Annotated in this window: 21 protein-coding genes; 11 read left to right on the top strand and 10 right to left on the bottom strand. The window is 72.7% G+C overall.

All coding sequences use genetic code 11. The features are described 5' to 3' along the window. Nucleotides 1–80 precede the first annotated feature (80 nt). On the top strand, nucleotides 81–836 hold the full coding sequence (locus IEZ20_RS20785; protein ID WP_189300886.1) for an alpha/beta fold hydrolase: 756 nt from the start codon (nucleotides 81–83) through the stop codon (nucleotides 834–836). 71 nt (nucleotides 837–907) lie between these two features. On the opposite strand, the gene IEZ20_RS20780 is transcribed toward IEZ20_RS20785, so the two are convergent. Continuing rightward, nucleotides 908–1,507 carry a class I SAM-dependent methyltransferase gene (locus IEZ20_RS20780; protein WP_189300884.1) on the bottom strand — a complete coding sequence of 200 codons (600 nt, stop codon included), beginning with the start codon at nucleotides 1,505–1,507 and terminating at the stop codon, nucleotides 908–910. 152 nt (nucleotides 1,508–1,659) lie between these two features. Between IEZ20_RS20780 and IEZ20_RS20775 the strand changes: the two genes are divergently transcribed. The 5 genes from IEZ20_RS20775 (at nucleotide 1,660) to IEZ20_RS20755 (ending at nucleotide 6,732) form a co-directional block, all read left to right on the top strand. Then, on the top strand, nucleotides 1,660–2,433 hold the full coding sequence (locus IEZ20_RS20775) for an MHYT domain-containing protein (protein ID WP_189300882.1): 774 nt from the start codon (nucleotides 1,660–1,662) through the stop codon (nucleotides 2,431–2,433). Nucleotides 2,434–2,481: 48 nt separating this feature from the next. Beyond that, nucleotides 2,482–5,106: a sensor histidine kinase gene (locus tag IEZ20_RS20770; protein ID WP_189300879.1), complete on the top strand. Its 2,625-nt coding sequence runs from the start codon at nucleotides 2,482–2,484 to the stop codon at nucleotides 5,104–5,106. Beyond that, entirely contained in the window at nucleotides 5,103–5,540 is a 438-nt protein-coding gene (locus IEZ20_RS20765; protein ID WP_189300877.1) for a roadblock/LC7 domain-containing protein, read from the top strand. Before IEZ20_RS20770 ends, IEZ20_RS20765 begins: the two co-directional genes overlap by 4 nt. 17 nt (nucleotides 5,541–5,557) lie before the next feature. Then, entirely contained in the window at nucleotides 5,558–5,971 is a 414-nt protein-coding gene (locus IEZ20_RS20760) for a DUF742 domain-containing protein (RefSeq protein ID WP_189300875.1), read from the top strand. 158 nt (nucleotides 5,972–6,129) lie between these two features. Then, nucleotides 6,130–6,732 carry a GTP-binding protein gene (locus IEZ20_RS20755; protein WP_189300873.1) on the top strand — a complete coding sequence of 201 codons (603 nt, stop codon included), beginning with the start codon at nucleotides 6,130–6,132 and terminating at the stop codon, nucleotides 6,730–6,732. Between the two features lie 9 nt (nucleotides 6,733–6,741). Here IEZ20_RS20755 and IEZ20_RS20750 read toward each other — a convergent pair whose 3' ends face one another. Further along, nucleotides 6,742–7,170, bottom strand: coding sequence for a PPOX class F420-dependent oxidoreductase (locus tag IEZ20_RS20750; RefSeq protein ID WP_189300871.1), 429 nt, complete (start codon nucleotides 7,168–7,170; stop codon nucleotides 6,742–6,744). 91 nt (nucleotides 7,171–7,261) lie between these two features. Here IEZ20_RS20750 and IEZ20_RS20745 point away from each other — a divergent pair, with 91 nt between their 5' ends. Both IEZ20_RS20745 and IEZ20_RS20740 read left to right on the top strand, forming a co-directional pair. Then, nucleotides 7,262–7,678 (top strand): roadblock/LC7 domain-containing protein, encoded by a 417-nt coding sequence (locus IEZ20_RS20745; RefSeq protein ID WP_189300869.1) that lies wholly within the window; start codon nucleotides 7,262–7,264, stop codon nucleotides 7,676–7,678. Between the two features lie 127 nt (nucleotides 7,679–7,805). Continuing rightward, nucleotides 7,806–8,891, top strand: a complete 1,086-nt coding sequence (locus IEZ20_RS20740; protein WP_189300867.1) for a DUF6397 family protein — start codon at nucleotides 7,806–7,808, stop codon at nucleotides 8,889–8,891. Nucleotides 8,892–8,928: 37 nt separating this feature from the next. Here IEZ20_RS20740 and IEZ20_RS20735 read toward each other — a convergent pair whose 3' ends face one another. Both IEZ20_RS20735 and IEZ20_RS20730 read right to left on the bottom strand, forming a co-directional pair. Beyond that, a complete protein-coding gene (locus tag IEZ20_RS20735; protein ID WP_189300865.1) occupies nucleotides 8,929–9,795 on the bottom strand; it encodes an acyl-CoA thioesterase in 867 nt (288 codons plus the stop codon). A gap of 40 nt (nucleotides 9,796–9,835) precedes the next feature. Next, nucleotides 9,836–12,349, bottom strand: coding sequence for a DEAD/DEAH box helicase (locus tag IEZ20_RS20730; protein WP_189300862.1), 2,514 nt, complete (start codon nucleotides 12,347–12,349; stop codon nucleotides 9,836–9,838). Between the two features lie 145 nt (nucleotides 12,350–12,494). Here IEZ20_RS20730 and IEZ20_RS20725 point away from each other — a divergent pair, with 145 nt between their 5' ends. After that, on the top strand, nucleotides 12,495–13,289 hold the full coding sequence (locus tag IEZ20_RS20725; RefSeq protein WP_189300860.1) for a metal-dependent hydrolase: 795 nt from the start codon (nucleotides 12,495–12,497) through the stop codon (nucleotides 13,287–13,289). A gap of 14 nt (nucleotides 13,290–13,303) precedes the next feature. Here the strand turns inward: IEZ20_RS20725 and IEZ20_RS20720 are convergent, their stop codons facing one another. The 4 genes from IEZ20_RS20720 to IEZ20_RS20705 all read right to left on the bottom strand — a co-directional run bounded on the left by IEZ20_RS20720 (nucleotide 13,304) and on the right by IEZ20_RS20705 (nucleotide 18,069). Then, nucleotides 13,304–13,567: a type B 50S ribosomal protein L31 gene (locus IEZ20_RS20720; RefSeq protein ID WP_189300858.1), complete on the bottom strand. Its 264-nt coding sequence runs from the start codon at nucleotides 13,565–13,567 to the stop codon at nucleotides 13,304–13,306. A gap of 63 nt (nucleotides 13,568–13,630) precedes the next feature. After that, the gene (locus IEZ20_RS20715; RefSeq protein WP_189300856.1) at nucleotides 13,631–14,101 is read right to left on the bottom strand and encodes a DUF5709 domain-containing protein; all 471 of its coding nucleotides are present in this window, start codon (nucleotides 14,099–14,101) and stop codon (nucleotides 13,631–13,633) included. Between the two features lie 384 nt (nucleotides 14,102–14,485). Further along, nucleotides 14,486–16,267, bottom strand: a complete 1,782-nt coding sequence (locus IEZ20_RS20710; protein WP_189300854.1) for an ABC transporter ATP-binding protein — start codon at nucleotides 16,265–16,267, stop codon at nucleotides 14,486–14,488. Continuing rightward, nucleotides 16,264–18,069 (bottom strand): ABC transporter ATP-binding protein, encoded by a 1,806-nt coding sequence (locus IEZ20_RS20705; RefSeq protein WP_189300852.1) that lies wholly within the window; start codon nucleotides 18,067–18,069, stop codon nucleotides 16,264–16,266. The genes IEZ20_RS20710 and IEZ20_RS20705 overlap by 4 nt, the downstream gene beginning before the upstream one ends. A 275-nt stretch (nucleotides 18,070–18,344) precedes the next feature. Between IEZ20_RS20705 and IEZ20_RS20700 the strand changes: the two genes are divergently transcribed. Beyond that, nucleotides 18,345–19,091, top strand: a complete 747-nt coding sequence (locus IEZ20_RS20700) for a L,D-transpeptidase family protein (RefSeq protein ID WP_229896164.1) — start codon at nucleotides 18,345–18,347, stop codon at nucleotides 19,089–19,091. A gap of 337 nt (nucleotides 19,092–19,428) precedes the next feature. Here IEZ20_RS20700 and IEZ20_RS20695 read toward each other — a convergent pair whose 3' ends face one another. Continuing rightward, nucleotides 19,429–21,321, bottom strand: a complete 1,893-nt coding sequence (locus tag IEZ20_RS20695) for a peptidoglycan recognition protein family protein (RefSeq protein ID WP_229896163.1) — start codon at nucleotides 21,319–21,321, stop codon at nucleotides 19,429–19,431. A gap of 306 nt (nucleotides 21,322–21,627) precedes the next feature. After that, nucleotides 21,628–23,157 carry a M1 family metallopeptidase gene (locus tag IEZ20_RS20690; protein ID WP_229896162.1) on the bottom strand — a complete coding sequence of 510 codons (1,530 nt, stop codon included), beginning with the start codon at nucleotides 23,155–23,157 and terminating at the stop codon, nucleotides 21,628–21,630. Between the two features lie 147 nt (nucleotides 23,158–23,304). Between IEZ20_RS20690 and IEZ20_RS20685 the strand changes: the two genes are divergently transcribed. Then, complete coding sequence (locus tag IEZ20_RS20685; RefSeq protein ID WP_308434674.1) at nucleotides 23,305–24,915, top strand: peptide-N4-asparagine amidase; 1,611 nt, start codon at nucleotides 23,305–23,307, stop codon at nucleotides 24,913–24,915. Nucleotides 24,916–25,051 lie beyond the last annotated feature (136 nt).

The raw sequence follows: 25,051 nt of genomic DNA, 5'->3' as shown, positions 1-25,051 counted from the left end.
TCGTCACGCCAATACCGCCTTGACGGAATACCTCGATGGCGAGGTATTGTGCGGCGTCGCCGAACAGAGGGAGGGGCACGGTGCAGCAGGCCGCGTTCGACAGCAGGGGAAGTCACATCCGGTGGACCGAGGTGCCCGGGGCGGAGCCTGCCCGGGTGTACCTGCACGGACTGGGGTCGATGTCCGCCGTGTACCACGCGCACATCGCGGCCCGGCCCGAACTCGCGGGCCGCCGCAGCCTCTTCGTGGATCTGCCCGGACACGGCACGAGCGACCGGCCCCGGGACTTCGGCTACACGCTGGAGGACCACGCCGACGCGGTCGCGGCCGCGCTGGACGCGGCCGGAGTCGCCGGTGCCGAACTGATCGCGCACAGCATGGGCGGCGCGGTGGCGGTCGTCCTCGCCCACCGCCGGCCCGGCCTCGTCTCCCGGCTGGTGCTGACGGAGGCCAACCTGGACGCCTTTCCGCCGTCGACCGCCGCCAGCAGCGGAATCGCCGCCCATGGAGAGGACGAGTTCGTCGCGAAGGAGTACGCGCGCGTGCTGGAGGCGGTCGGCCCGCTGTGGGCGGCGACCATGCGTCTGGCCGACCCGCTCGCGCTGCACCGCAGCGCCGTCGGTCTGCGCAAGGGCTCGGACCCGGTGATGCGCACGCTCCTGGAGGGGCTGCCCGTCGACCGCGTCTTCCTCCAGGGCGAGCACAGCGGCGAACTCGCGGGCCGGGAGCGCCTTGAAGCCGCCGGGGTGCGCGTGGTGACGGTGCCCGGCGCCGGGCACAACGTCATGTTCGACAACCCCGGCGCCTTCGCGGCAGCCGTCGCCGGAACGCACTGACCGGGCCCCCTCGTCGGCCCTCGCGCACCGCGAGCGCAGGGAAGCGGGCGTCCTGGTCGCCGTAGGACGCGTCAGGCCTCGCGCACCGCGAGCGCGAGGAAGCGGGCGTCCTCGTCGACGTACGACGTCATGCGCCAGCCCGAACGGGCCAGCAGCGGGTCCAGGTTGGCCTCCGCCCGCAGGTCGTCGGGGGTGATACGGCGGCCCTGACGCGCTGCCAGCGCCGCGCGGCCGATGGGGTGGAAGAGCGCGAGCGTACCGCCCGGCCGTACCACGCGGGCCAGTTCCCGCAGGTTGTCCACCGGGCGCGGCAGGTGGGCGATCAGGCCGGCTGCGAACACGGCGTCCAGACACCCCGAGCGCAGCGGCAGCGCGGAGACGTCCGCGAGCAGCAGCCGGCCGTGGCGGTCCCTGCCCGCCCGTACGGCGGCCTGCAGCATGGCCGGGGTCAGATCGGCGCCGAGCACCACCCCGGAAGGCCCCACAGCGGCTCGCAGCGGTGGCAGGGCGCGCCCCGTGCCGCAGCCGGCGTCCAGCACGCGGTCCCCCTTCCGCAGCCGTAGGTCGGCCACGGCGGCCGCGTAAGCCGGGCCGTCGTCCGGGAACCGGGTGTCCCAGTCGGCGGCGCGGGCGGTGAAGAACTCCTGGACGTGTGTGTGGTCGTCGCTCATGCTCCGCATGATTCCTCACCGTCACGAGGGATGCCTCTGTGCGCATGTTCGAACGGGACGCGATCGTTCCGTCGCAACTGTGCGCCACATTCCGGCACTTTTCGAAATGCGCCCCCTTTGTGCGCCCGTGCCACCGCTAGCGTCCCGGGGCCATGGGACACCTGGACCACGCCGCCTTCGGCTGGCTGACCCCCGTGCTGTCATACGTGATGGCCTGCACAGGCGCCGCACTCGGACTGCGCTGCACCGTCCGCGCGCTCGCCACCACCGGCCGCTCGCGCCGCAACTGGCTCGTCACCGCCGCCTCCGCGATCGGGACGGGCATCTGGACCATGCACTTCGTGGCCATGCTCGGCTTCCGCGTCAGCGGCAGCGACATCCGCTACAACGTGCCGCTGACCATCCTCAGCCTCCTCGTCGCCATGGTCGTCGTCTGCGCCGGCGTCTTCGCCGTCGGCTACGGCCGCGACCGGCGCCGGGCGCTCTTCCTCGGTGGGCTCACCACCGGACTGGGCGTCGCCAGCATGCACTACCTCGGCATGGCGGCGGTCCGGCTGCACGGCGACGTCGGATACGACCCCGTTCTCGTCGGACTGTCGGTACTGATCGCCGTGGTCGCGGCGACCGCGGCCCTGTGGGCGGGACTCAACATCACGTCACCCCTCGCGGTCACCGTCGCCTCCCTCGTCATGGGAGCGGCCGTCAGCAGCATGCACTACACCGGGATGTTCGCGGTGAGCGTGCGTGTGGACCCTTCCGGCGACACCCTGCCCGGGGCCACGGCGATGCAGTTCATCTTCCCCCTCGCCGTCGGCCTCGGGTCCTACCTGTTCATCACCTCGGCCTTCGTCGCCCTCTCGCCCACCGCCGACGAGCGCGAGGCGTCCGCCTCCGCCCAGCGGCCCGTCGAGAGCATCGCCCGCTAGCGGGGCCCCGGCCGCCCACGCACCGACCCCGTCCCGAGCGAGGAGTCCATGCGCCCACCCCGTACCCCCGAGCGAGCCGCCGCCCCGGAGCACCGCCCCCGCGGCCGCCGCGCACACGCCGGACCACCCGCCGACGAGGGCACCGGCCACCCGCTCCGCACACCGCCCGCCGCGGCACGCGCGCGTGGAGGCCGCCGGCGCCTGCGACCGCGGACCGTGCGCGCCAAGGTGGTCAGCCTGCTGATGGTGCCCGTGGTCTCCCTCCTCGCCCTCTGGGCGTACGCCACCGTCAGCACCGCCCAGGACGTCGCCCGGCTGCGCCAGTCACAGCGGGTCGACGCCGAACTGCGCACCCCGGTGGCCACCGCCGTCACCGCGCTGCAGGCCGAGCGCACCGCGGCCGTGCGCTACGCCACCGGCCCGCGCACCGGGAACGACGGCGACCTCGAAGCCCTGGCGTCCCGCACCGACCGCGCCGTGGCCGCGCTCCGGCTGGGCCGCCACAGCACGGTCGCCGACAGCCAGGAACTGCCCGCCGGCGTCTCCGGCCGCCTCGACGCCTTCGTCACCGGTGCCGAACGCCTCCGCACCCTGCGGGCAGCCGTGCGCGACCACAGGGCAGGCTGGGACGACACGTTCACGCGCTACACGAAGACCATCGCCGCGGCCTTCGCCGTGGACGGCGCCCTCACCGGCGTGCAGCAGGCGGACGTCGGCTCCGACGCGCGCGTGCTGCTCGAGTTCTCCCGCGCCGCCGAGGCCCTGGCCCAGGAGGACGCGCTGCTGGGCAGCGCCCGCAGCGCAGGAGCCCTGCAGGGGCAGCGGCTACGGCTCTTCGGCGCCGCCGTGGCCGCGCGCCGTGCCCTCACCGACACCGCCGTCGCCGATCTGCCCGCCGCTCAGCGCGCCGCCTGGCAGGACCTGGCGCGCGGCGGGGACTCCGCCGACCTGGGTGCCGCCGAGGACAGGCTGCTCGCCGCCGGACCGGGTGCCCGACCGGCCACCGTGGCACCGGAGGCCGTCTGGAACACCGCGCACGCGCGCGTACAGGACGGCATGCGGACCATCGCCGCGGCCACCGGCCGTGCCGTCGCCGGCCGTGCCGACCCGGTCGCTCGCGGCCTGCTCAGCCCGGCGGGCGCCGCCGTTCTCCTCGGGCTCGCCGCCGTCGCCGCCTCCCTCGTCATCTCCGTCCGCATCGGGCGGGCCCTGGTGGTCGAACTCGTGAGCCTGCGCAACGACGCGCTGGAGATCGCCCGCCGCAAACTCCCGGAAGCGATGCGGAGACTGCGCGCGGGCGAGGAGATCGACATCGAGGCCGAGGCGCCCGCCGGACCACCCGCCGAGGACGAGACCGCTCAGGTCGGGGAAGCCCTGACCACCGTGCACCGGGCGGCGCTCAGCGCGGCCGTGGAGCGTGCCGAGCTGGCCAGCGGCATCTCCGGGGTCTTCGTGAACCTGGCCCGCCGCAGCCAGGTCCTGGTCCATCGCCAGCTCAGCCTCCTGGACAGCATGGAGCGGCGCTCCGACGACCCGGACGAGCTGAGCGATCTGTTCCGCCTGGACCACCTCACCACCCGGATGCGCCGCCATGCCGAGAGCCTGATCATCCTCTCCGGTGCCGCACCCGGCCGGGCCTGGCGCATGCCGGTGTCACTGACGAACGTCGTACGCGCCGCCGTCTCGGAAGTCGAGGACTACGCACGCGTGGAGGTGCGCCAGTTCCCCGAGGCCCACGTCATCGGTGTGGCCGTCGCCGACCTCACCCACCTGCTCGCCGAACTCGTGGAGAACGCCGCACAGTTCTCGCCGCCCCACACGCGTGTGCGGGTCACCGGCGAACCGGTCGGCAACGGCTACGCCCTGGAGATCGAGGACCGGGGACTCGGCATGGGCGCCGATACCCTCGCCGAGGCCAACCGGCGCATCGAACAGTCCGAGGCACTCGACCTCTTCGACAGCGACCGGCTCGGACTCTTCGTGGTCAGCAGGCTCGCCTCCCGGCACGACATCAAGGTGCACCTGCGGACGTCCCCCTACGGCGGCACCACCGCCGTGGTCCTGGTGCCGACCGCCCTGCTGCACAGCGGCTCGGGAGAACGTTGCTCCCGCGAGGACGCCCAAGCCCGGCACGACCGGCAACACGCCCACGCGCGCATGCCCGGCACACCCGCGCCCCAGGAGGCCGCCGTCCCCGCACGGCCGGACCGGCCGGCCCTGGCGGCCAGCGCACCCGGCGCGCACGGCTCCACCCAGACCCCCGGCCCGCGCGGCACCGGCACGGCAGCGGGCCCCCGGAGCACCCGGCCGGCTTCCGTCCCGGACGACACGGTTTCGGCGGACGGCCGCCACGCCTCCGCCCACGAACCCCCGCCGCCCGGCGTCACCGCCTTGCGCCTGCACCGCCCGCCCGACGACTCCGACTCCTCCGACGACCTTCCGCGCCGGGTGCGTCAGGCGAGCCTCGCCCCCCAACTGCGCCAGCAGCGTCCCCAGGAGCCGGCTCCGCAGGCGGTCGGGCGCGGCGACGACCGGCGCACCCCCGAACTCGTCCGGGACCGCATGGCGGCATACCGCGACGGCTGGGCGCGCGGCGGTGGCAGACAGCCCGGCCGCGGGTCCGCCCTCGAACCCGAAACGGGCAGGCACAGCACCGAAGGAGACCCGGCATGATCCAGGACCCGAACCGGAGGGCCGGCCAGCGATCCGGCGAACTGGACTGGCTGCTCGACGACCTGGTCACGCGCGTGCGTGAGGTACGGCACGCCGTCGTGCTGTCCAACGACGGGCTGGCGGTCGGTGCCTCGACCGGCCTCGCACGGGAGGACGCCGAGCATCTCGCCGCCGTGGCCTCCGGCTTCAACAGCCTCGCCAAGGGTGCCGGACGGCACTTCGGAGCGGGCGGAGTCCGCCAGACCATGGTCGAGATGGACGACGCGTTCCTCTTCGTGGCCGCCGCCGGTGACGGCTCGTGCCTCGCCCTGCTCACCGCGGTCACGGCCGACATCGGGCTGGTCGCGTATGAGATGGCCCGGCTGGTCAAACGCGTCGGTGAGCACCTCTACACGCCGCCGCGCGTCGCTGCGCAGCCACCCGCCGCCGGATGAGCCGGAAGGCCGTACCGATGACCGAGAACCCGCCCGGCGGCCTCCGCGAGCCGGGCAGCCAGTGGTACGACGGCGAGGCCGGGCCCCTGGTCCGCCCGTACGCCATGACCGGCGGCCGCACCCAGGCGGGGCCCCTGGGCGTGCGCTTCGATCTGATCGCGCTCGTCACCCTGGACCCCGCCGCGCCGGCGCTGGACGACGACACCACGCTCGGCCCCGAACACCGCACCCTGATCGACCTGTGCCGCCCGGAGACCCAGTCCGTCGCCGAACTCGCCGCGGACGCGGATCTACCGGTCGGCGTGGTCAGGGTGCTCCTCGGAGACCTCCTGGAACTCGGCTGCGTGACCATCAGCCGCCCCGTACCCCCGGCGCACCTGCCGGACGAACGGATACTGCGCGAGGTCATCGAGGGATTGCGGGCGCTGTAGATGAACGTTCAGAAACCGCCATCCCATGTGCGCAAACCGGTCGCGTCCGACGCACTTCGGTCCGACCGCCCCGGCGCGCCTGCCTGTTGTCATGCTGCTGGTTTCCCCCCGGAGCACGCGGACGCCGGCCGCAACCGGCCCTCCCGAGAGAAGTGATCATGGTCTCCGAGCACTCCGACGCCGCCGGCGACGCCTCCGCCTTGGCGCTGAAGATACTGGTCGCCGGTGGCTTCGGCGTCGGCAAGACGACCCTGGTGGGCGCCGTCAGCGAGATCCGGCCACTGCGCACCGAGGAACTCCTGAGCGAAGCGGGCCAGTTGGTGGACGACACCGACGGCGTGGACCAGAAGGTCACCACCACCGTGGCCATGGACTTCGGCCGCATCACGATCCGCTCCGGCCTGTCGCTCTACCTCTTCGGCACCCCCGGACAGGACCGCTTCTGGTTCCTGTGGGACGAACTCGCCCAGGGAGCCCTCGGCGCCGTGGTCCTCGCGGACACCCGACGGCTGGAGGACTGCTTCCCCGCCGTCGACTACTTCGAGCACCGGCGCATCCCGTTCGTGGTGGCCGTCAACTGCTTCGCGGGAGCCCGCGGGTACGGCGCCCCCGACGTCTCCCGGGCACTCGACCTCGACCGCGGCACCCCCGTGGTGCTGTGCGACGCGCGCGACCGCGACTCCGGCAAGGAAGTGCTGATCCAACTGGTCGAGTACGCCGGAAGGATGCACACGGCCCGGCTCCTGGACTCGGTCGGCTGAGCCCGCCGCTCAGGCCGCGACGTCCCGCATGGCCTGCACGTGGTCGACGGTGACGCGGACGAGGAGTTCCCCCGGTACGCCGTTGCGGGCGCCGTACTCCTCGGCGCGGTCCTCGCCCATGTACCGGGCGGCGATGCGGGTCGCCCACAGCCGCACCTCGGCCAGGTCCTCCGACAGCCGGGCGCGACCGTTCAGCACGGTGAAGCGGAACGGCGGACGGTCGTCGTCCACGCACAGCGCGACCCGCCCGTCCCGGGCCAGATTGCGCCCCTTCACGGTCTCCTTGCCGGTGGTGAACACCAGGTCGTCCCCGTCCAGCAGGAACCAGATCGGCGCCACGTGCGGGCTCCCGTCGGTGCGGACGGTGCACAGCTTGCCGGTGCGGGTGCCCTCCGAGACGAACGCCCGCCACTCCTCATCGGTCATCTTCTCTGCCATGGGCCCATCCTGCTTGCCCGCACAGCGGTCGTGGGGAAGGCTGGCGGGGAGTTCCTCCAGCCAGGGGGAGACACCACACGGGGAGACGGAGATGGCGCAGAACCAGGGTCTCGGCTGGCTCCTGGACGAACTGACCGAGCGGGTGGACCACGTACGCCACGCACTGGTCCTGTCGAACGACGGGCTGGTCACCGCCGCGAGCACGGGCCTACGCCGGGAGGACGCCGAGCATCTGGCCGCCGTGGCGTCCGGACTGCACAGCCTGGCCAAGGGCTCGGGACGCCACTTCGGCGCCGGCCGCGTGCGCCAGACGATGGTCGAGTACGACGACGCCGTGCTCTTCGTGACCGCGGCCGGCACCGGCAGCTGTCTGTGCGTGCTCAGCGGGGCGCAGGCCGACATCGGCCGGATCGCCTACGAGATGACCCTGCTCGTCAACCGGGTCGGCGAGCACCTCGGCGTCGACGTCAGGCAACCCGAGCGAAGTCGCTTGTCAGACGACATCTGACCTGCGTCTTTGCCTTCTCCTGTCGAGTTATCCACAGGCCTGCCACGACTGAGGACGGAGCGGCTACGGTGTGTGCACGGCGAGCGCACAAGGCGTGAGCCACGCCACTCCACGGGGGAGTACGACCATGTCGGCAAGCACCTTCGACCCATCCCGCCCCAGCACCTGCACGCCGAGCCGTGCCGCTCGCGAACTGGGACTCAGGCGCAGCGAGTTCGACCTCGCCGTCCACCTCGGCCGCATCCGGACCGTGCCCGACGAAGGCGGGGGAGGAGGCCGGCGCGTGGAGCGCGCGGAGATCGACCGCCTCCGCGCCCAGGACGGCTTCGCCGAATCCCTGCGCGAGCGGGTGCAGGTCGTCGGAACGGCCGAGGGCGCCGCCCTGATGGGCATCCCGGCCGGCCGGTTCAGCCGGCTCGCCCGCCTGGGCCTGCTCGTGCCCGTCATGTTCCACCTCAACCGCTACCGTGCGGTGGTCTGGCTCTATCTGGCGGAGGAGCTGCGCCAGTTCGCGGCCGCGGCGGAGAACGCGCACCTGCTGAAGGGGCGTACGCCCGAGACCCTGCGGAGCCAGCTGGAGGCGGGAGTGGATCTGCGGGCCCGCAACTGGCGCGGCCGCCATCTCGGATTCCTGCTGCGGCAGGCCGAGGACCCGTGGGCCCGCGCGGGCGCCGTGGCCGCCCTCCTCGCGCCCGTCGAGGTCGCCGACATCGTCGACGACCCCTACGAACGCGCCCACCTGAACCGGTTCCGGCCCGCGCCACCCGGACACGGCGTACCCGGTTCCCCCGCCGCACACCTTGCCGAGCAGATCATGACGGCACAGGACGCCGACGAGATCGGCTGGCTGCGCAGCGACCTGGCGCGCTCGGTGAAGGAGGCCCGCGAGGTGTCGCCCGCCCCGCGTCCGCCCGCCCACCGCGTACCACCGGCGATCCGCACGCCCGCACGACCCATCCCGCCGATGGCACGGACGGTCACCGGACTGCTGGAAGAACCGCCGGTCAGCCGGCCGTCTGGGCGGCATCCCGGGCTGGCTGTGCGGCCTTCGGAGACGCGCCTGCGGCCCCCCGAGTTCGTGACGCGACCGGTGGTGCGACCCGTCCCCCGGCAGCACGTTCCGGCACAGCCCGCCCCGCCGCGCTCGTCCCGCGGTCTGCGGGCCTGGCTGCGGCGGAGAGGCCCACGCTCGGCAGGGCCGGTGGAGGTCTGAGCCCCCCACTACCGGCCGCGGTCGCCGGCCGCGGGCACTACAGGGCCCGGAACAGGCCTTCCTGGACGACCGAGACGAGCAGCCGCCCCTGCAGGTCGTAGATGCGCCCGCGGGCCAGCCCGCGACCGCCGGTGGCGATCGGCGACTCCTGGTCGTACAGGAACCACTCATCCGCGCGGAACGGCCGGTGGAACCACATGGCGTGGTCCAGGGAGGCCATGTCGAAGTTCCGCGGTCCCCACAGCGGCTCCACCGGGATGCGCACCGCGTCCAGGAGGGTCATGTCACTGGCGTAGGTCAGCGCGCAGGTGTGGACCAGCGGGTCGTCACCGAGCGGCCCGACCGCGCGCATCCACACGGCGCTGCGCGGATCGGCCCCCTCGATCTCCTCGGCGTTCCAGCGCAGCCGGTCGACGTACCGGATGTCGAACGGCTGGCGGCGCGCCATCCGCTCCAACTGCTCCGGAAGCGCCCCCAGGTGTTTGCGGATCTCCTCGGTGACCGTCGGCAGCGCCTCGGGGTCCGGCACCTCGCGGGCCGGCGGCAACTGGTGCTCGAACGGTCCTTCCTCAGGCTTGTGAAAGGAGGCGGTCAGATTGAAGATCGTGCGGCCCTGCTGGACCGCCGTGACCCGGCGCGTCGTGAAGGAGCGTCCGTCACGGACCCGTTCCACCTGGTACACGATCGGCACGCCCGGCCGGCCCGGGCGCAGGAAGTACGCGTGCAGCGAGTGCACAGGGCGCTCGCCGTCCGTGGTGCGGCCGGCCGCGACCAGCGCCTGGCCGGCCACCTGGCCGCCGAAAACCCGCTGCAGGGACTCCTGCGGGCTGCGGCCACGGAAGATGTTGACCTCGATCTGCTCCAGGTCGAGCAGGTCGACCAGTCTCTCGGCCGGATTCGTCATCGGCGGGGTTCTCCTTGGCTCACCACTGGTCGCGAACGGCTCACAGCTGGCCCACATCGGTCACGCGGACGACGGCGCGGCCCTCGGCGTCGGAGGCCGCGAGGTCGATCTCCGCGCTGATGCCCCAGTCATGGTCGCCGTTCGGGTCGTCGAAGATCTGGCGGACCCGCCACAGGCCGTTCTCCGGCTCCTGATGGATGACCAGCAGCTTGGGGCCGCGGGCGTCGGGGCCGGTGCCGAGGTCGTCGTACTCGTCCCAGTACTTGTCCATGGCCTCGCCCCAGGCCTCGGCGTCCCAGCCGGACTCGGCGTCCAGCTCGCCCAGCTCCTCGACCTGGTCCAGGGCGGCCAGCTCCACGCGGCGGAACATGGCGTTGCGGACCAGGACGCGGAAGGCGCGGGCGTTGGTGGTGACCGGCTTGACCTCGTCGGCCTTCTCCTGGGCCTCCTCGGCGGTCATCTCCTCCGGGTTGGCGAGCTGCTCCCACTCGTCCAGCAGGCTGGAGTCCACCTGGCGCACCATCTCGCCCAGCCACTCGATCAGGTCCTGCAGGTCCTCGGACTTCAGGTCGTCCGGGATGGTGTGGTCCAGGGTCTTGTACGCGCTGGCGAGGTAGCGCAGCACGATGCCCTCGGTGCGGGCCAGCTCGTAGAAGGACACCAGCTCCGTGAAGGACAGTGCCCGCTCGTACATGTCCCGGATCACCGACTTCGGCGACAGCGGGTGGTCGCCGACCCACGGGTGGCTCTTGCGGTAGGTGTTGTACGCGTGGAAGAGCAGCTCTTCCAGTGGCTTCGGGTACGTGATGTCCTGGAGGCGCTCCATGCGCTCCTCGTACTCGACGCCGTCCGCCTTCATCGCGGCGACGGCCTCGCCGCGTGCCTTGTTCTGCTGGGCGACGAGGATCTGCCGCGGGTCGTCCAGGGTGGACTCGACCACGGAGACCATGTCGAGGGCGTAGGACGGCGACTCGGGGTCGAGGAGTTCGAACGCGGCGAGGGCGAACGTGGACAGCGGCTGGTTCAGCGCGAAGTCCTGCTGGAGGTCGACCGTGAGCCGGACGATGCGGCCCTCGGCGTCCGGCTTGTCGAGCTTCTCCACGATCCCGCCGTCCAGGAGGGAGCGGTAGATCGCGATCGCCCGGCGGATGTGCCTCAGCTGCTGCCTGCGCGGCTCGTGGTTGTCCTCCAGGAGGTGGCGCATCGCCTCGAACGCGTTGCCCGGGCGGGCGATCACCGACAGCAGCATCGTGTGCGTCACCCGGAACCGCGAGGTCAGCGGCTCCGGCTCCGACTCGATCAGCTTCTGGAAGGTGTTCTCCGTCCAGCCGACAAAGCCCTCCGGCGCCTTCTTGCGGACCACCTTGCGCCGCTTCTTGGGATCGTCGCCCGCCTTCGCCAGCGCCTTCTCGTTCTCGATGACGTGCTCCGGCGCCTGCGCGACCACGAGCCCCGCGGTGTCGAAACCGGCCCGGCCGGCCCGGCCCGCGATCTGGTGGAACTCCCGGGCCCGCAGGGTGCGCACCCGGCTGCCGTCGTACTTGGTGAGCGCCGTGAACAGCACCGTGCGAATGGGCACGTTGACACCCACGCCGAGCGTGTCCGTGCCGCAGATGACCTTCAGCAGACCGGCCTGGGCGAGCTTCTCCACCAGGCGCCGGTACTTGGGCAGCATGCCGGCGTGGTGCACGCCGATGCCGTGCCGGACGTAGCGGGAGAGGTTCCGGCCGAACTTGGTGGTGAAACGGAAGTTGCCGATCAGCTCGGCGATCTGGTCCTTCTCCTCACGCGTGCACATGTTGATGCTCATCAGCGCCTGCGCCCGTTCCACGGCCTGCGCCTGCGTGAAGTGCACGATGTACACCGGGGCCTGCTTGGTTGCCAGCAGGTCGGTGAGGGTCTCGGTGAGCGGGGTCAGCTTGTACTCGTAGGAGAGGGGTACCGGGCGGGTGGCCGAGCGGACCACCGAGGTGGGGCGGCCGGTGCGACGGGTGAGGTCCTTCTCGAAGAAGGACACATCGCCCAGAGTGGCAGACATCAGGATGAACTGCGCCTGCGGCAGCTCCAGCAACGGGATCTGCCAGGCCCACCCGCGGTCGCCCTCGGCGTAGAAGTGGAACTCGTCCATGACGACCTGGCCGACGTCGGCGTGCTTGCCGTCGCGCAGCGCGATGGAGGCCAGCACCTCGGCGGTGCAGCAGATCACGGGCGCGTCGGCGTTGACCGAGGCGTCACCGGTGAGCATGCCGACGTTCTCCGTGCCGAAGAGCTTGCACAGCTCGAAGAACTTCTCCGACACCAGGGCCTTGATCGGCGCCGTGTAGAAGGTGACCTCGTCCCGTGCCAGCGCGGCGAAGTGCGCGCCCGCGGCGATCATGCTCTTGCCGGAGCCGGTGGGCGTCGAGACGATCACGTTCGCCCCCGAGACCACCTCGATCAGCGCCTCCTCCTGATGCGGATAGAGGGTGAGGCCGCGCTCCTGTGCCCAGGACTCGAAGGCCTCGTACAGGGCGTCGGGGTCGGCGGTCGGCGGCAGCTGATCGATGAGGGTCACGCCCCCATCTTGCCTGGCCTTCGGCCCGAGAGGGGAATCGGCTACGGGTACGAAGATCACGACCGCTACGCTGTGTCGCCGACGCGGCGTCAGCGCACCAGGACAACTGGACAGCGGCACACGAGGAATGGGGCGGGAAGCGGCCATGATGGGACCAGCACACTCACTGTCGGGGGCCGCGGCCTGGCTCGGCGTCGGAGCCGCCGCCGCGGCGGCCGGGCACCCGATGCCCTGGCCGGTCCTCCTCTCCGGTGCGCTGATCTGCGCCGGCGCCGCGCTCGCCCCGGACCTCGACCACAAGGCCGCCACCATCTCCCGGGCCTTCGGGCCGGTCTCCCGCTGGATCTGCGAGATCGTGGACAAGCTGTCGTACGCCGTCTACAAGGCGACCAGGAAGCAGGGCGACCCGCGCCGCTCCGGCGGGCACCGCACGCTGACGCACACCTGGGTGTGGGCGGTCCTGATCGGCGCCGGCTGCTCCGCCGCGGCGATCACCGGGGGCCGCTGGGCGGTGCTGGCGATCCTGTTCGTGCACATGGTGCTCGCGATCGAAGGTCTGCTGTGGCGGGCTGCGCGGGGCTCCAGCAGCGATGTGCTGGTCTGGTTGCTGGCGGCGACCAGCGCCTGGATCCTCGCCGGGGTGCTGGACAAGCCGGGCCACGGTTCGGACTGGCTGTTCACCGCGCCGGGCCAGGAGTACCTGTGGTTGGGGCTGCCCATCGTGCTGGGCGCGCTGGTGCACGACATCGGGGACGCGCTGACCGTGTCCGGCTGCCCGATCCTGTGGCCGATCCCGGTGGGCCGCAAACGCTGGTACCCGCTGGGGCCGCCGAAGGCGATGCGGTTCCGGGCGGGCAGCTGGGTCGAGCTGAAGGTACTGATGCCGGTGTTCATGCTGCTCGGGGGAGTGGGCTGCGCCGCGGCGCTCAACGTGATCTGATCAACACCTCGGAATCAGGTGGCCTCGCCCGCGTCCCCGGCGCCGTACCGGCGCTCGAAGCGGGCGATGCGGCCCTCGGTGTCGACCGTGCGGGCCTTGCCCGTGTAGAAGGGGTGGCTCTCCGAGGAGATCTCCACGTCGATCACCGGGTAGGTCTCGCCGTCGTCCCACTCGATGGTCTGCTCGCTCCGTGCGGTGGACCGGGTCAGGAAGGCGTAGCCGGCGGCGCGGTCACGGAAGACCACGGAGTGGTAGTCGGGGTGCTTGTCCTGCTGCATCGCGGCTCCTTGTACGGGGTGGTCGGGACGAGGCACGGCGGGCGCGGGTCCGCTCGGCCCGGTTCAGCCGGGGAGGGTGTCCTCGTCGACGATGTGCATCGCTGCCTCCTCTGCGGAGGCGGCGGCACCGTCGATACCGACGTCGGTGGCGACGAGGGCGGCCTCCTCGTCCTCGTGCGCGCCCTCGTCGGGGGCCACCAGCCGGCCGGAGCGGAAGTGGCCGACCTCGTTGTCGAGGGGTTCCCCGTCGGTGCCCTCGCAGTCGCCGATGCCGTCACCGTCGGGTGCGTCGAGATCCGGCAGCTCCTCGGCGAGCCGCTGGTCGAGGGTCTCGCCCGCCTGGCGTTCGGCCGCCGTCACGCCGTTGTGTTCGACCGCCCAGGGCCGCTCGGGAGGGGACCAGCCACGGTCGAGGGGGTCGGCGACGCCGTCGAAGTCCAGAGTGTCCTCGACGTCGAGCACCCCCGAGTCCTCCCGGATCTCCGAGGGATCGGGCTGGTAGACGTCGTCCCCCCAACCGTCGGCGCTGTCCACGACTACCTCCAGGTGGTGAGGACGGCCGGGTACCGCCCCAGCGGGCGGCGGGCCGTCGGCACCCAGGGCACCGGGGAACTCGCCGGGAATCGCCGACTCCCGGCCGCACCCCGAGCTGGTGCCGTTCTCCAGCCTTCCACCCCAGCTCGCCACCGCGCAACGCCACGGGTCCCGGCCGGCCGGCGGGCCGCCGCCCCCGGCTGGGACCCAGGCAGCGCAGTCCTCCCGGCCCGGGCAGCGCGAGCCCCCGGCTACCGTGCCACGGAACCGCCCCCGCCCGGCGCCGGCCCGCGGCCCTCCGCAGCACCGGCACCGGACCCATGGCCGGCGCGGGCCCTTCACCGCGCCGCCGTAGTCACCCTCCCCGGCTCCCCCGAGGTGCCCTCACCCGTGCCAGGACCGCCACAGTGCCGCGTACGCGCCCTCCGCCGCGACCAGCTCCTCATGGCTGCCCAGCTCGCTGATCTGCCCGTTCTCCACGACGGCGATCACATCGGCGTCGTGGGCGGTGTGCAGGCGGTGGGCGATGGCGACCACGGTCCGGCCGTCGAGGACACGTGCCAGGGAGCGTTCCAGGTGGCGGGCCGCGCGCGGGTCCAGCAGCGAGGTCGCCTCGTCCAGGACCAGCGTGTGCGGATCGGCCAGCACCAGCCGGGCCAGCGCGATCTGCTGTGCCTGCGCCGGGGTCAGCGCCACACCGCCGGAGCCCACCTCCGTGTCCAGGCCGTCGTCCAGTGCCCGCGCCCACCCGTCCGCGTCGACCGCGCCCAGAGCGGCCCACAGCTCGGCGTCCGTGGCGGCGGCGCGGGCGAGCCGGAGGTTGTCGCGCAGGGAGCCGACGAAGACGTGGTGCTCCTGGTTGACGAGGGCGACGTGCGCGCGGACGCGCTCCGCGGGCATCCGGGACAGCTCCGCCCCGCCCAGGGTGACCCGGCCGTCCCGGGGCGCGTAGATCCCGGCGAGCAGCCGGCCCAGGGTGGACTTGCCCGCACCGGACGGACCGACCAGGGCCAGCCGGGTGCCCGGCGCGACCTCCAGGGAGACCTTGCGCAGCACGTCGACGCCCTCGCGGTAGCCGAAGTGCACCCGGTCGGCGTGCACGTCCCGCCCGTCGGGGGCGAGCGAGTCGTCCCCGGCGTCCGGCTCGATGTCCCGCACACCGACCAGGCGGCCCAGCGACACCTGGGCGACCTGCACCTCGTCGTACCAGCGCAGGATCAGGTTCACCGGATCGACCAGCATCTGCGCGATGAGCGCACCGGTGGTCAGCTGGCCCACTCCGAGCCAGCCGTGGAGGACGAGGACCCCGCCGACCATCAGGACCGAACCCAGCACGAGGAGGTGGACGGCGCTGATGACGGGGAAGAGCACGGAGCGGAGCCAGAGGGTGTACCGCTCCCACGCGACCCACTGCGCGATCCGTCGTTCCGACAGGGCCACGCGGCGGGCGCCGAGGCGGTGCGCCTCGATGGTGTGGCCCGCGTCCACGGTCTCGGCGAGCGCGGCGGCGACGGCGGCGTAGCCGGCGGCCTCGGAGCGGTAGCCGGACGGTGCCCGCTTGAAGTACCAGCGGCAGCCGATGACCAGGACCGGTACGGCGAGCAGCACGGCGGCGGCCAGCGGCGGTGCCGTCACGACCAGTCCGCCGAGCAGCAGCACGGCCCACACCACACCGATGGCCAGCTGCGGCACGGCCTCGCGCATGGCGTTGGCCAGGCGGTCGATGTCGGTGGTGATGCGGGAGAGCAGGTCGCCGGTGCCCGCCCGCTCCAGCACGCCCGGCGGCAGTCCGACGGACCGCACCAGGAAGTCCTCGCGCAGGTCGGCCAGCATCCGCTCGCCGAGCGTCGCGCCGCGCAGCCGCACCTGCCGCACGAAGACGGCCTGCACGGCCAGCGCGAGCACGAACAACCCGGCGGTCAGGCCCAGGTGGAGCTCCCGGGCCTCGTCCGTCACCCGTTCGACCAGGCCGCCGAGCAGGTACGGGCCCACCATGGAGGCGACCACGGCCACCGTGTTGACGGTGATGAGCAGCAGGAAGGCCCGCCGGTGCCGCCGGAACAACTCGGTGACGTAGGCGCGTACGGTCGCGGTGGCGCCGACGGGCAGGGTGGTGGCGGTCGTCGGGGCCGCCGGGTCGTAGGCCGGCGGCGCAACGCCGATCATGCGCTCTCCTCGATCTCTTCCAGCCCCTGGAGCGCGTCCAGCAGCATGTCCTCGTCGGCCGCGGTCAGTTCCTCGTCGGTCTCCCGGGTCACCACGGCCCGGTACCGCGGCTCGCTGCCGACCAGTTCGCGGTGCACGCCGACCGCCACGACCTCGCCCTCGTGCACCAGCGCCACCTGGTCCGCGCGGTCGAGCAGCAGCGGAGAGGAGGTGAACACCACGGTCGTCCGCCCCGACCGCAGCCGGCGCAACCCCACCGCGATCCGGGCCTCGGTGTGCGAGTCGACGGCGGAGGTCGGCTCGTCCAGGACCAGCACCTCCGGATCGGTGATCAAGGACCTGGCCAGGGCGAGCCGCTGGCGCTGGCCGCCGGACAGGGACCGCCCGCGCTCGGTGATGCGGGCATCCATCGGGTCGGCGGCGTCCAGCGAACCCTGCACGAGCGCGTCCAGAACGTCCTCGCACTGTGCCGCCGCCAGCGCGTCCGCGGGCCGCACGGCTCCGGAGGCGGGCACGTCGAGCAGTTCGCGCAGTGTGCCGGAGAGCAGCACCGGGTCCTTGTCCTGGACGAGGACGGCGGTGCGGGCACTGTCGAGGGGGAGTTCGTCCAGCGGAACCCCGCCGAGCAGCACCGACCGGTCCGGCTCGGCGGGGTGGCCGCCCAGCCGCTCGGCGAGCCTGCCCGCCGCGTCCGGGTCGCCGCACACCACGGCGGTGAGCCGGCCGGCAGGGGCGAGCAGACCGGTCGCGGGGTCGTACAGGTCGCCGGCCGGGACGTCGGCCCCGCGGGTGCCGTCGGTGGCCGTGGACCGCTCCAGCGACAGCACCCGTGCGGCGCGCTTGGCCGAGGGGCGGGAGAAGGAGTACGCCATGGCGATCTCCTCGAAGTGCCGCAGCGGGTAGTTGAGGACCATGACCGCGCTGTAGACGGTGACGAGTTCACCGACCGTGATCCGGCCCTGGCGGGCCAGGCCGATGCCGTGCCAGACGACGGCGATCAGCAGCAGTCCGGGCAGCAGCACCTGAACGGCGGAGATCAGCGACCACATCCGGGCGCTGCGCACGGCGGCGTGCCGCACCTCCTGCGAGGCCTGGCGGTAGCGGTCCAGGAAAAGCTCCTCGCCCCCGATGCCGCGCAGCACCCGCAGTCCGGCGACGGTGTCGGAGGCCAGCTCGGTGGCCCGGCCCGCCTTCTCGCGCTGCACGTCGGCGCGGCGCGTCGCCCGGGGCAGCAGCGGCAGGACCGCGAGGGCCACGACGGGCAGGCCCACGGCGACGATCACGCCGAGCGCGGGCTGGTACACGAGCAGCCCGACGCAGACGACCACCACGGTCAGCGCGGCGGCCGTGAAACGGGAGACGGCCTCGACGAACCAGCCGATCTTCTCCACGTCACCGGTGGAGACGGCCACCACCTCACCGGCCGCCACCCGCCGGGTCAGTGCGGAGCCCAGGTGGGCGGCCTTACGGGCCAGCAGTTGCTGGACGCGGGCGGCCGCGGTGATCCAGTTGGTGATGGCGGACCGGTGCAGGAAGGTGTCGCCGAGCGCGGTACCCGTTCCGCAGACCAGCATCAGACCGCCCGTCAGGGCGAGCCGGCCGCCGGAGCGGTCGACGGCCGCCTGCACGGCGAGACCGACACAGAAGGGCAGTGCGGTGACGGACACGAAGTGCAGCAGGCCCCAGGCGAGCGACTTCAGCTGTCCGCCCAGCTGGTTGCGCCAGAGCCACCACAGGAATCGGGGACCCGAACGTACGTCGGGTACGCCCGGATCGGGATACGGAAGGTCTTGAATCTGCATGACGTCCCAGTGGCTCGTGTCAAGGGGAGGGAGAAGGACCGGGAAGCCGCGGTGAGCGGCAGCAAGCCGTGAAAGGTTCGCGTCGCAGAGTGGTGAATTTCAAACGGTTTTCCTTGACGGCCCGCGAAATCCGCCGACTTCCGGCCAAGGCCCCGCTCACCCGGCTCGTCCCGCTCTCCGCCCTGCCCGTCAAGGCGGGGCAAGTGCGTCACTCGACAAGGTGATTGCCCGAACATTCACCCAATCAGCCGGTTTGGTGGTGGCAGCATGGAGGTGTGCAGATCGACAGTGTGCGGCGCCGGACGGTCGCCGGGGTGGCGGCCCTCGGTGCCCTCCTCGCGACGCTCTCCGCCTGCGGCACCCCCGCCCCCGCTCCCGCTCACGGTGCGCGCGGTGCCGAGCGGAGCACCACCGTGCCGTCCGCTCCCACGGCCGACCCGACCCGCATCCCGGGCGTCGGCGACCGCCTGTACCGACGGATACCAGCCGGCTCCCGCCAGGTCGTGGCCGTGTACGGCGAGGGCCGGGACTCGGCGGACTCCCTGGTCGTGCTGTACGCCCGACAGGGCGCGCACTGGCGCCGGATGGCGAGTTGGCCCGCCCACAACGGGCGCCGCGGCTGGACCGCGCACCACCACGAGGGCGACGCGCGCAGCCCGGTCGGCGTGTTCACCCTCACCGACGCCGGCGGTGTGCTCGCCGACCCGGGCACCCGGCTGCCCTACGACCAGAACGAGGGGGCCTACGCACCGCCGGCCGAGTGGGACGAGGCACACCAGCACGACTTCGACTACGTCATCGCCATCGACTACAACCGCGTCAAGGGCACCCCGCCACGCGACGCCACCCGCCCCTGGGGCACGGAGAAGGGCGGTGGCATCTGGTTGCACCTGGACCACGGCAGCGGCACCTCGGCCTGCGTCAGCGTCTCCCGCAAGGCCATGGAGTTCCTGCTGCGCACGCTGGACCCGGCGCGCGACCCTGTCGTGGTGATGGGGGACAGAACGAGCCTGAGGGCTTAGCGAGGACGCCGGGCCGCCCCCGCCCGCTGCCCCGCACCCGGCCACCGCGAGCTCTCCCCCCGGCCACCCCGGCCCGCGCGAGGCCGCCGCCAGGCCGGTCCGGCATCGTGTCCCGGAATTCCGCGGAAGTCCCGGCCCTGCTCCCGGCCCCGCTCCCGGCCCCCGCGAGCTCTTCGCTCGGCTGGTCCGGCTTGAAGCCCGGCCCCGCGAGGCCCCCCGGGCCACCCGGTCTGGGGCCCCCGGTCCCCGCGAGGTCACTGCCGGACCGTCCCCGCAGGGTGTCCCGGCGTTCCGCGGAAGTCCCCGTTCCGCCCGGTGGGCGAGTGTTCCGTGGCGGTCACGGCTCGGTCTGGAGTCCCGGCGCCCCCGCGGTGGCGGACGAGCCGACCACGTCCACGTCGCTGGCCCGGACGTACGCGAGCCGGTGGCCGAACTGGATCTCGTAGTACCGCTCCCGGCCCCACACCACCGGGTTGGGCGTGTCGCTGAAGGACTTGGCGGTGTAGGAGCTGCTGACGCCGGCCTGCGTCACGTACCGCTGGCCCGCCAGGAAGCTGTAGGGCAGCGGCGACTCGGTCGGCTCGTCCACGTCGTCCGGGTAGGCCTCCTCCTCCGGAAGGGCACGCCCGTACACCGGGATCTCGTCCAGACCCTGCTTCGGCGTGACCATGCGTCCGGCCGCACCGACGGCGGTCGGCTTGTTCCGGGGGTTCTTGAACCAGGCCTTCCGCCCCTGGAACCAGATCGCCGTCCAGTCGCCGCTGCGGTCGGCGACGGCGAAGGTCTGCCCGGTGGAGACGCGCGAGCCCAGGTCGTTGACGTCCTGGGTGGAGTCGTCGCCGTCCGGCTTGCGGCCCGGGTCCTGGATCAGCGGGGCCTTCTCGTCCGGTTCGGTGTACAGCCGGACGGCGCTGGAGCCGTGCGGCCGACACGGTGAACCACTGCCGCTGCAGCCCGTGAACGGCGGTTTGTGCGTGGCGTAGTCCGGCAGGATGGTCACCATGTCGCTGTCGGGTCCCGCCGTCGCGCGCAGCGGCGCGCCGAGGAGGTCGAAATAGTGCCGCCAGTCCCAGAAGGGGCCGGGATCGTCGTGCATGTCGGGGATGGTGTCGGCGGTCGGGGCCGGCACGTTGTCGTGGCCGAAGATGTGCTGCCGGTCGAGCGGAATGGAGTACTTCTTCGCCAGGTACTTCACCAGGCGCGCCGAGGCCTGGTACATCCGTTCCGTGTACCAGGTCCCCGGGTGGGTGAGGAACCCCTCGTGCTCGATGCCGATCGAGCGGGCGTTCACGAACTGGCTGCCGGAGTGCCAGGCCTCGTCCTTGGTCTTGATGTGCTGGGTGACGTGGCCGTCGCTGGAGCGGATCGAGTAGTGCCACGAGGACTCCGTAGGATCCTGCACCGTCTGGAACATGCTCTGCAGTTCCGCCTCGGTGTCGTGGATGACGATGTACTCGATCGGCTGGTCCCTGGGCCGGTCGGCGAGGTCGTGGTTGCCGTAGGAGCTGTCGTCGATCTCCTCGTACGGCGCGCCGAGCCAGTCACAGGCCAGTTCCGCGGGGCACTCCGCCTGTTTCGACCGTTGCGGGTTCTGCTGGCCGGCGGTGCGGGGGTGCGGTCGCAGCCGGGGGTTGGCGGGCAGGGAGACGTCCTGTCCCTCGGCGGTGGTGCGGTGCGCTCCCCGGCGGATCAGGGCGAAGACGTCGTCGGCGTACGAGGCGGCTGACGTGACGTCACGGGTGCCGGGGAAGCGCGCCACCGCCTCCCACCAGTCCGCCGGATCGGCGCTGAGGGGCTTGCCGAGCCGGCGTTGGGTCTCGGCCAGGATCGCCGCTCCGCCGCGTACGTTGGCGACGGCGTCCGTGCGCAGGCGGCCGGCCGGGGCCGCGATCAGGTGGGCCGCGTGCTGCAGGTCCGCCGGTTGTACGGCGCGGCGGGCCGGGGTGCCCGTGGCGGCGGGGCCTCCCGCCGTGCCCGTGAGCGGCTGGTCGTGGGCGCCGAGCGGAGGCTGTGGGGCGGACGGCGGGGTCGCGGTCTTGACGCGGTCGGTGTCCACCAGGTGCATCGGCCCGAAGCCGCCCGACACGCTGGGCGCGCCGGGGTGGGTGTCCCAGCGTGACTGCATGTAGGAGACGCTCATGAGCACACTGCGCGGCACGTGGAACTCGCGTGCGGCGTCCGTGAAGGCGTCCTGCAGACGCCGGTCCGCCGCCTCGTCGGCGCCGGACATCGGGAGGATCAGCAGGGGCGGCAGGAGAGCCGCCCCCGCGATCACACAAGCCGTGCGGCGGCACCTCCGGATGGCACCGGGACCATGTGCAGAAACATTTCTTCTCATCGCAGAGGCTCTCCCAACCACGCTCGATCGCAACCAGGGCAAAGGAGTTGCCCGTAGTGCCACCCCTTGTACGTTTCCGTGCCCCGAGCGCCGTGTCGTGGCGAGCGTCACCGGGGTGGACCAGCGGTCCGGCAGAGGCCACCCGGTCGGCGGCAGTGGCTCGGCTGCCCGGGGCAACCACGCGTGACCGGGTGCGGCTCAGTCCTCCACCGGGTCCACCTGCCAGTCGGGGTGGCCCGGCATGGGCGGGGTGTGCGGGCCGTGGAGCCACGGTTGCAGAAACGGCGTCAGGTCCTCGCCGGCGACCCGGGACGCCAGCGCGACGAAGTCCCGGGTGCCGGCCGTGCGCCCCCGGTACTCGGTCACCCAGGCGCGCTCGATCCGCTCGAAGGCCTCCTCGCCGACCTTCTCCCGCAGCGCGAAGAGCACCAGCGCCGAACCGTCGTACCGCATGACCTTGAAGAGCGTCTCCGCGGTGGGTTCGGCGGGTGCTCCCTCGTCGTGCCGCCACTGGTCGTGCTGCTCGTACGCGTCCCGCATCGCGGACTCCATGCTCACGCCGCCGTGCTCGGAGGAGTACAGCCGTTCGTAGAAGCGGGCGTGACCCTCGCTCAGCCACAGGTCGGACCAGCGGCGGATGGCCACGCTGTCACCCGTCCAATGGTGCGTCAGCTCGTGGACGAGATTGCGTTCGGCGTCGACCCGGTCGCCCAGCAGGTCGTCGCGCGGTACGACGGACAGCGACTGGGTCTCCAGGGCCACCGGCAGGTCGGTGTCGCCGACCAGCACCCCGTAACGGGGGAAGGGGTACGGACCGAGCCGCCGTTCCAGCCAGGCCAGGTGCTCCGGGGTCAGGGAGCGGTACTCCTCGGTGCCGGTGACCAGGCCGTCCGCCACCACGTCCCGGACGGGCAGCCCGCGCGGGCCCCTGCTGTCGACGAACGTGAACCTCCCGATCGCCAGCTGGACCAGCTGTGCTGCGATCGGCTGCTCGGAGTCGTACGTCCACCGGGTGCGGCCGTCGGGCCGCCGGACGGTGGAGACGAGCCGCCCGTTGGCCACCGCGCTGAGCCCCGGCGGGGTGGTGATGTGGAAGGTGACCGGTGCGCGCAGGCTCGGGTGGTCGTCGGCGGGGAAGATCATCTTGGCCCCGTCGGGCTGTGCGCAGACCATGGTGCCGTCGGCGGTGGGGACCCAGCCGTAGTCCTGGATCGCGTCGTCGCGGTGCCGGCCCTGTGCCGGGTCGGCGGTGTAGGCGATGCGGACGGTGAAGGCGCTGCCGCGGGGGATCGGCCGTGCGGGAGTGACGACGAGTTCGTCCCCCTCGCGCCGGGCGGCGGCCGGCGCGCCGTCCACGGTGACACGGTGCAGCGTGTTGCCCGCGAAGTCGAGGTCGAAGCGGGACAGGGCCTGTGTGGCGGTGGCGCTGAGGGTGGCGGAGGCCTCGAAGGGCGTCCGCGGCGCCCGCCAGTCGAAGTCCAGTGTGTAACGGCGGACGGTGTAGCCGCCGTTGCCGGCGAGCGGCATCAGCGGGTCGCCGATGCCGGGTGCGCCGGGGGCCGGCGCCGGGCCCGACGAGGCGGAGGGACCGGGTGCCGGCGGGCCGCCGGTCCCGTGCGGCAGCAGGCCGGCGACGAGGGCGGCACCGGTGACCGCGCCCGTGCCGGCGACGGCCAGGGCGAGGGTGCGGGCCGTGCGGCGGGAGAGTGACCCCTTTGCGATCTCCATGTGCGCACTATGCCAGTAAGGTCTGTTTATAACACTAAATGTTCCTTCCGTGGGTGAGTGCCGGGCGGCGGGCGGCGGCCGTACGCATCGCGCCGATCTGTCGAGGCGTCATTGCGGGGTGGCCCGTCTCCCCGTAGAACACCGGCCATGAGAAGACGGATGGTCATGTCCATGCTTGCGGGAGCGACCCTCCTGGCGAGCGCGCTCTTCGGTACGGGTACCTCCGCGGCCGAAGGTGCCGAGGTACCCGTCGAGTTCGGCACCGACTGGCACGACCCGGTGACCGCGGCCCCGCCCGTCGACCGGCCGGACACCAGGTCCTGCCGGGTCACCCTCGCCGACGTGCAGTTCCGCGACTTCACGCCCTACCGGGGCGCGTACGCACCGCCCGAGAACTGCGGCGAGCGCTGGAGCAAGGTCGTCCTGCGCCTCGACGGCAAGGTGAAGGGCCGTCAGTACGACCGGCTCGGCTATCTGCACGTCGGCGGGGTGGAGATCCTGCGCACCTCCACGCCGGAGCCCTCACCCGACGGCATCGAGTGGCACGTCGAGAAGGACGTCACCCGCTACAGCGACACCTTCCGCCACGCCCAGGACGTCGAGATGCTGATCGGCAACGTGGTGGACGACACGTACACCGGTGTCATCGACGTCCACGTCACCCTCACCTTCTACGCGGGCCGTCCCGCGACCCCCGCGCCCGACCGGGTGCTCACGCTCGCCGACTCGCCCGCCGGTACGACGCTGACCACCCCGCGCAACAGCGAACGGATCGTCGCCGAGGTGTACGCGACCGGGTCGGGCGGCGGCTGCGAGGAGTTCTGGTACCTGACCGTGGCGGACCCGGCGCCGTACTCCTGCAAGGCCGACCGCGGCCCCTACCGCGAAGTGCAGATCAGCGTCGACGGCCGGCTCGCCGGCATCGCCGCGCCGTTCCCGAACGTGTGGACGGGCGGCTGGTCGAACCCCTTCCTGTGGTACGTCGTCCCGGCCCCGCGCGCCTTCGACGTCCGGCCCGTCGAGTACGACCTCACCCCCTTCGCGGGCCTCCTCAACGACGGGCGCCCGCACCGCGTGGAGGTGTCCGTCGCCGGGGTCCCCGCGGGGCAGTCGGGCTGGAGCGCCCCGGTGAACGTCCTGGTCTGGCGGGACCCGCACCGCGCCCACGTCCCCGGCGCGCTCACCGGGGACAAGGCGACCGATCTCGCCAACTCCTCCACCTTCACGCCCGGCGCGGAGAACCGGGTGCGGACCGAGGCGGGGCACCGGCTCGCCGTCTCCGGCTACCTCGACACCTCGCACGGGCGCGTGACCACCACCGTCACCCGCACGCTCGCCAACACCTCCGACCACCGCTGGACCGACGGCGAGAACACGGACGGACTCGACGCGCGCTGGACCGACGACGAGACGGTCAGGACCGCCGGCCACGGCCCCGCGCGGACGACGCGGACGCACCGGACGTACACCGTGAACGGCACCGTCACCCTCGGCTCCGACAACCGGCTGCGCACCGTGCTGACGCTCGGCGACCGGGCGCAGTCGGTGACCCGCGAGGGCGGCCGGCGCACCGTGTGGTCGCGGCTGGACGACACCTACAGCGGCGACGCCGCGTACACGGCCGATGTCCCGCGCGACCAGCGGCACGCGGTCGGCACCTCGACCGAGCGCTACCGCCTCCTCGGCCCGGACGGCTGCTACGACCGTTCTCTGACCACGGTTCAGGGAATGCTGACGGAGGACCGCCGCCGCTGCTGAGCGGGACGGAACGGGGCGCGCCACCTGCGGTGTGGTGGACAGGGGATGGACAGGGGTGGGGCGAGGGCGTCCTCGCAAGGGGACGACGGCGCTGCGAGCGGTGCCGGGACGCGTCTTCGTCGGCCGGCGGCGCCGG

Origin of the sequence: Streptomyces cinerochromogenes (genome assembly GCF_014648635.1) — a bacterium.
GTDB classification, from domain to species: domain Bacteria; phylum Actinomycetota; class Actinomycetes; order Streptomycetales; family Streptomycetaceae; genus Streptomyces; species Streptomyces cinerochromogenes.
This window is presented reverse-complemented; position numbering and strand designations above follow the sequence as displayed.

Bases quoted from the DNA above. Each gene is read 5' to 3' on its own strand.
- IEZ20_RS20780 (WP_189300884.1), bottom strand. From the start codon at position 1,507: ATGAGCGACGACCACACACACGTCCAGGAGTTCTTCACCGCCCGCGCC.
- IEZ20_RS20775 (WP_189300882.1), top strand. From the start codon at position 1,660: ATGGGACACCTGGACCACGCCGCCTTCGGCTGGCTGACCCCCGTGCTG.
- IEZ20_RS20770 (WP_189300879.1), top strand. From the start codon at position 2,482: ATGCGCCCACCCCGTACCCCCGAGCGAGCCGCCGCCCCGGAGCACCGC.
- IEZ20_RS20765 (WP_189300877.1), top strand. From the start codon at position 5,103: ATGATCCAGGACCCGAACCGGAGGGCCGGCCAGCGATCCGGCGAACTG.
- IEZ20_RS20760 (WP_189300875.1), top strand. From the start codon at position 5,558: ATGACCGAGAACCCGCCCGGCGGCCTCCGCGAGCCGGGCAGCCAGTGG.
- IEZ20_RS20755 (WP_189300873.1), top strand. From the start codon at position 6,130: ATGGTCTCCGAGCACTCCGACGCCGCCGGCGACGCCTCCGCCTTGGCG.
- IEZ20_RS20750 (WP_189300871.1), bottom strand. From the start codon at position 7,170: ATGGCAGAGAAGATGACCGATGAGGAGTGGCGGGCGTTCGTCTCGGAG.
- IEZ20_RS20745 (WP_189300869.1), top strand. From the start codon at position 7,262: ATGGCGCAGAACCAGGGTCTCGGCTGGCTCCTGGACGAACTGACCGAG.
- IEZ20_RS20740 (WP_189300867.1), top strand. From the start codon at position 7,806: ATGTCGGCAAGCACCTTCGACCCATCCCGCCCCAGCACCTGCACGCCG.
- IEZ20_RS20735 (WP_189300865.1), bottom strand. From the start codon at position 9,795: ATGACGAATCCGGCCGAGAGACTGGTCGACCTGCTCGACCTGGAGCAG.
- IEZ20_RS20725 (WP_189300860.1), top strand. From the start codon at position 12,495: ATGATGGGACCAGCACACTCACTGTCGGGGGCCGCGGCCTGGCTCGGC.
- IEZ20_RS20720 (WP_189300858.1), bottom strand. From the start codon at position 13,567: ATGCAGCAGGACAAGCACCCCGACTACCACTCCGTGGTCTTCCGTGAC.
- IEZ20_RS20710 (WP_189300854.1), bottom strand. From the start codon at position 16,267: ATGATCGGCGTTGCGCCGCCGGCCTACGACCCGGCGGCCCCGACGACC.
- IEZ20_RS20705 (WP_189300852.1), bottom strand. From the start codon at position 18,069: ATGCAGATTCAAGACCTTCCGTATCCCGATCCGGGCGTACCCGACGTA.
- IEZ20_RS20695 (WP_229896163.1), bottom strand. From the start codon at position 21,321: ATGTCCGGCGCCGACGAGGCGGCGGACCGGCGTCTGCAGGACGCCTTC.
- IEZ20_RS20690 (WP_229896162.1), bottom strand. From the start codon at position 23,157: ATGGAGATCGCAAAGGGGTCACTCTCCCGCCGCACGGCCCGCACCCTC.
- IEZ20_RS20685 (WP_308434674.1), top strand. From the start codon at position 23,305: ATGAGAAGACGGATGGTCATGTCCATGCTTGCGGGAGCGACCCTCCTG.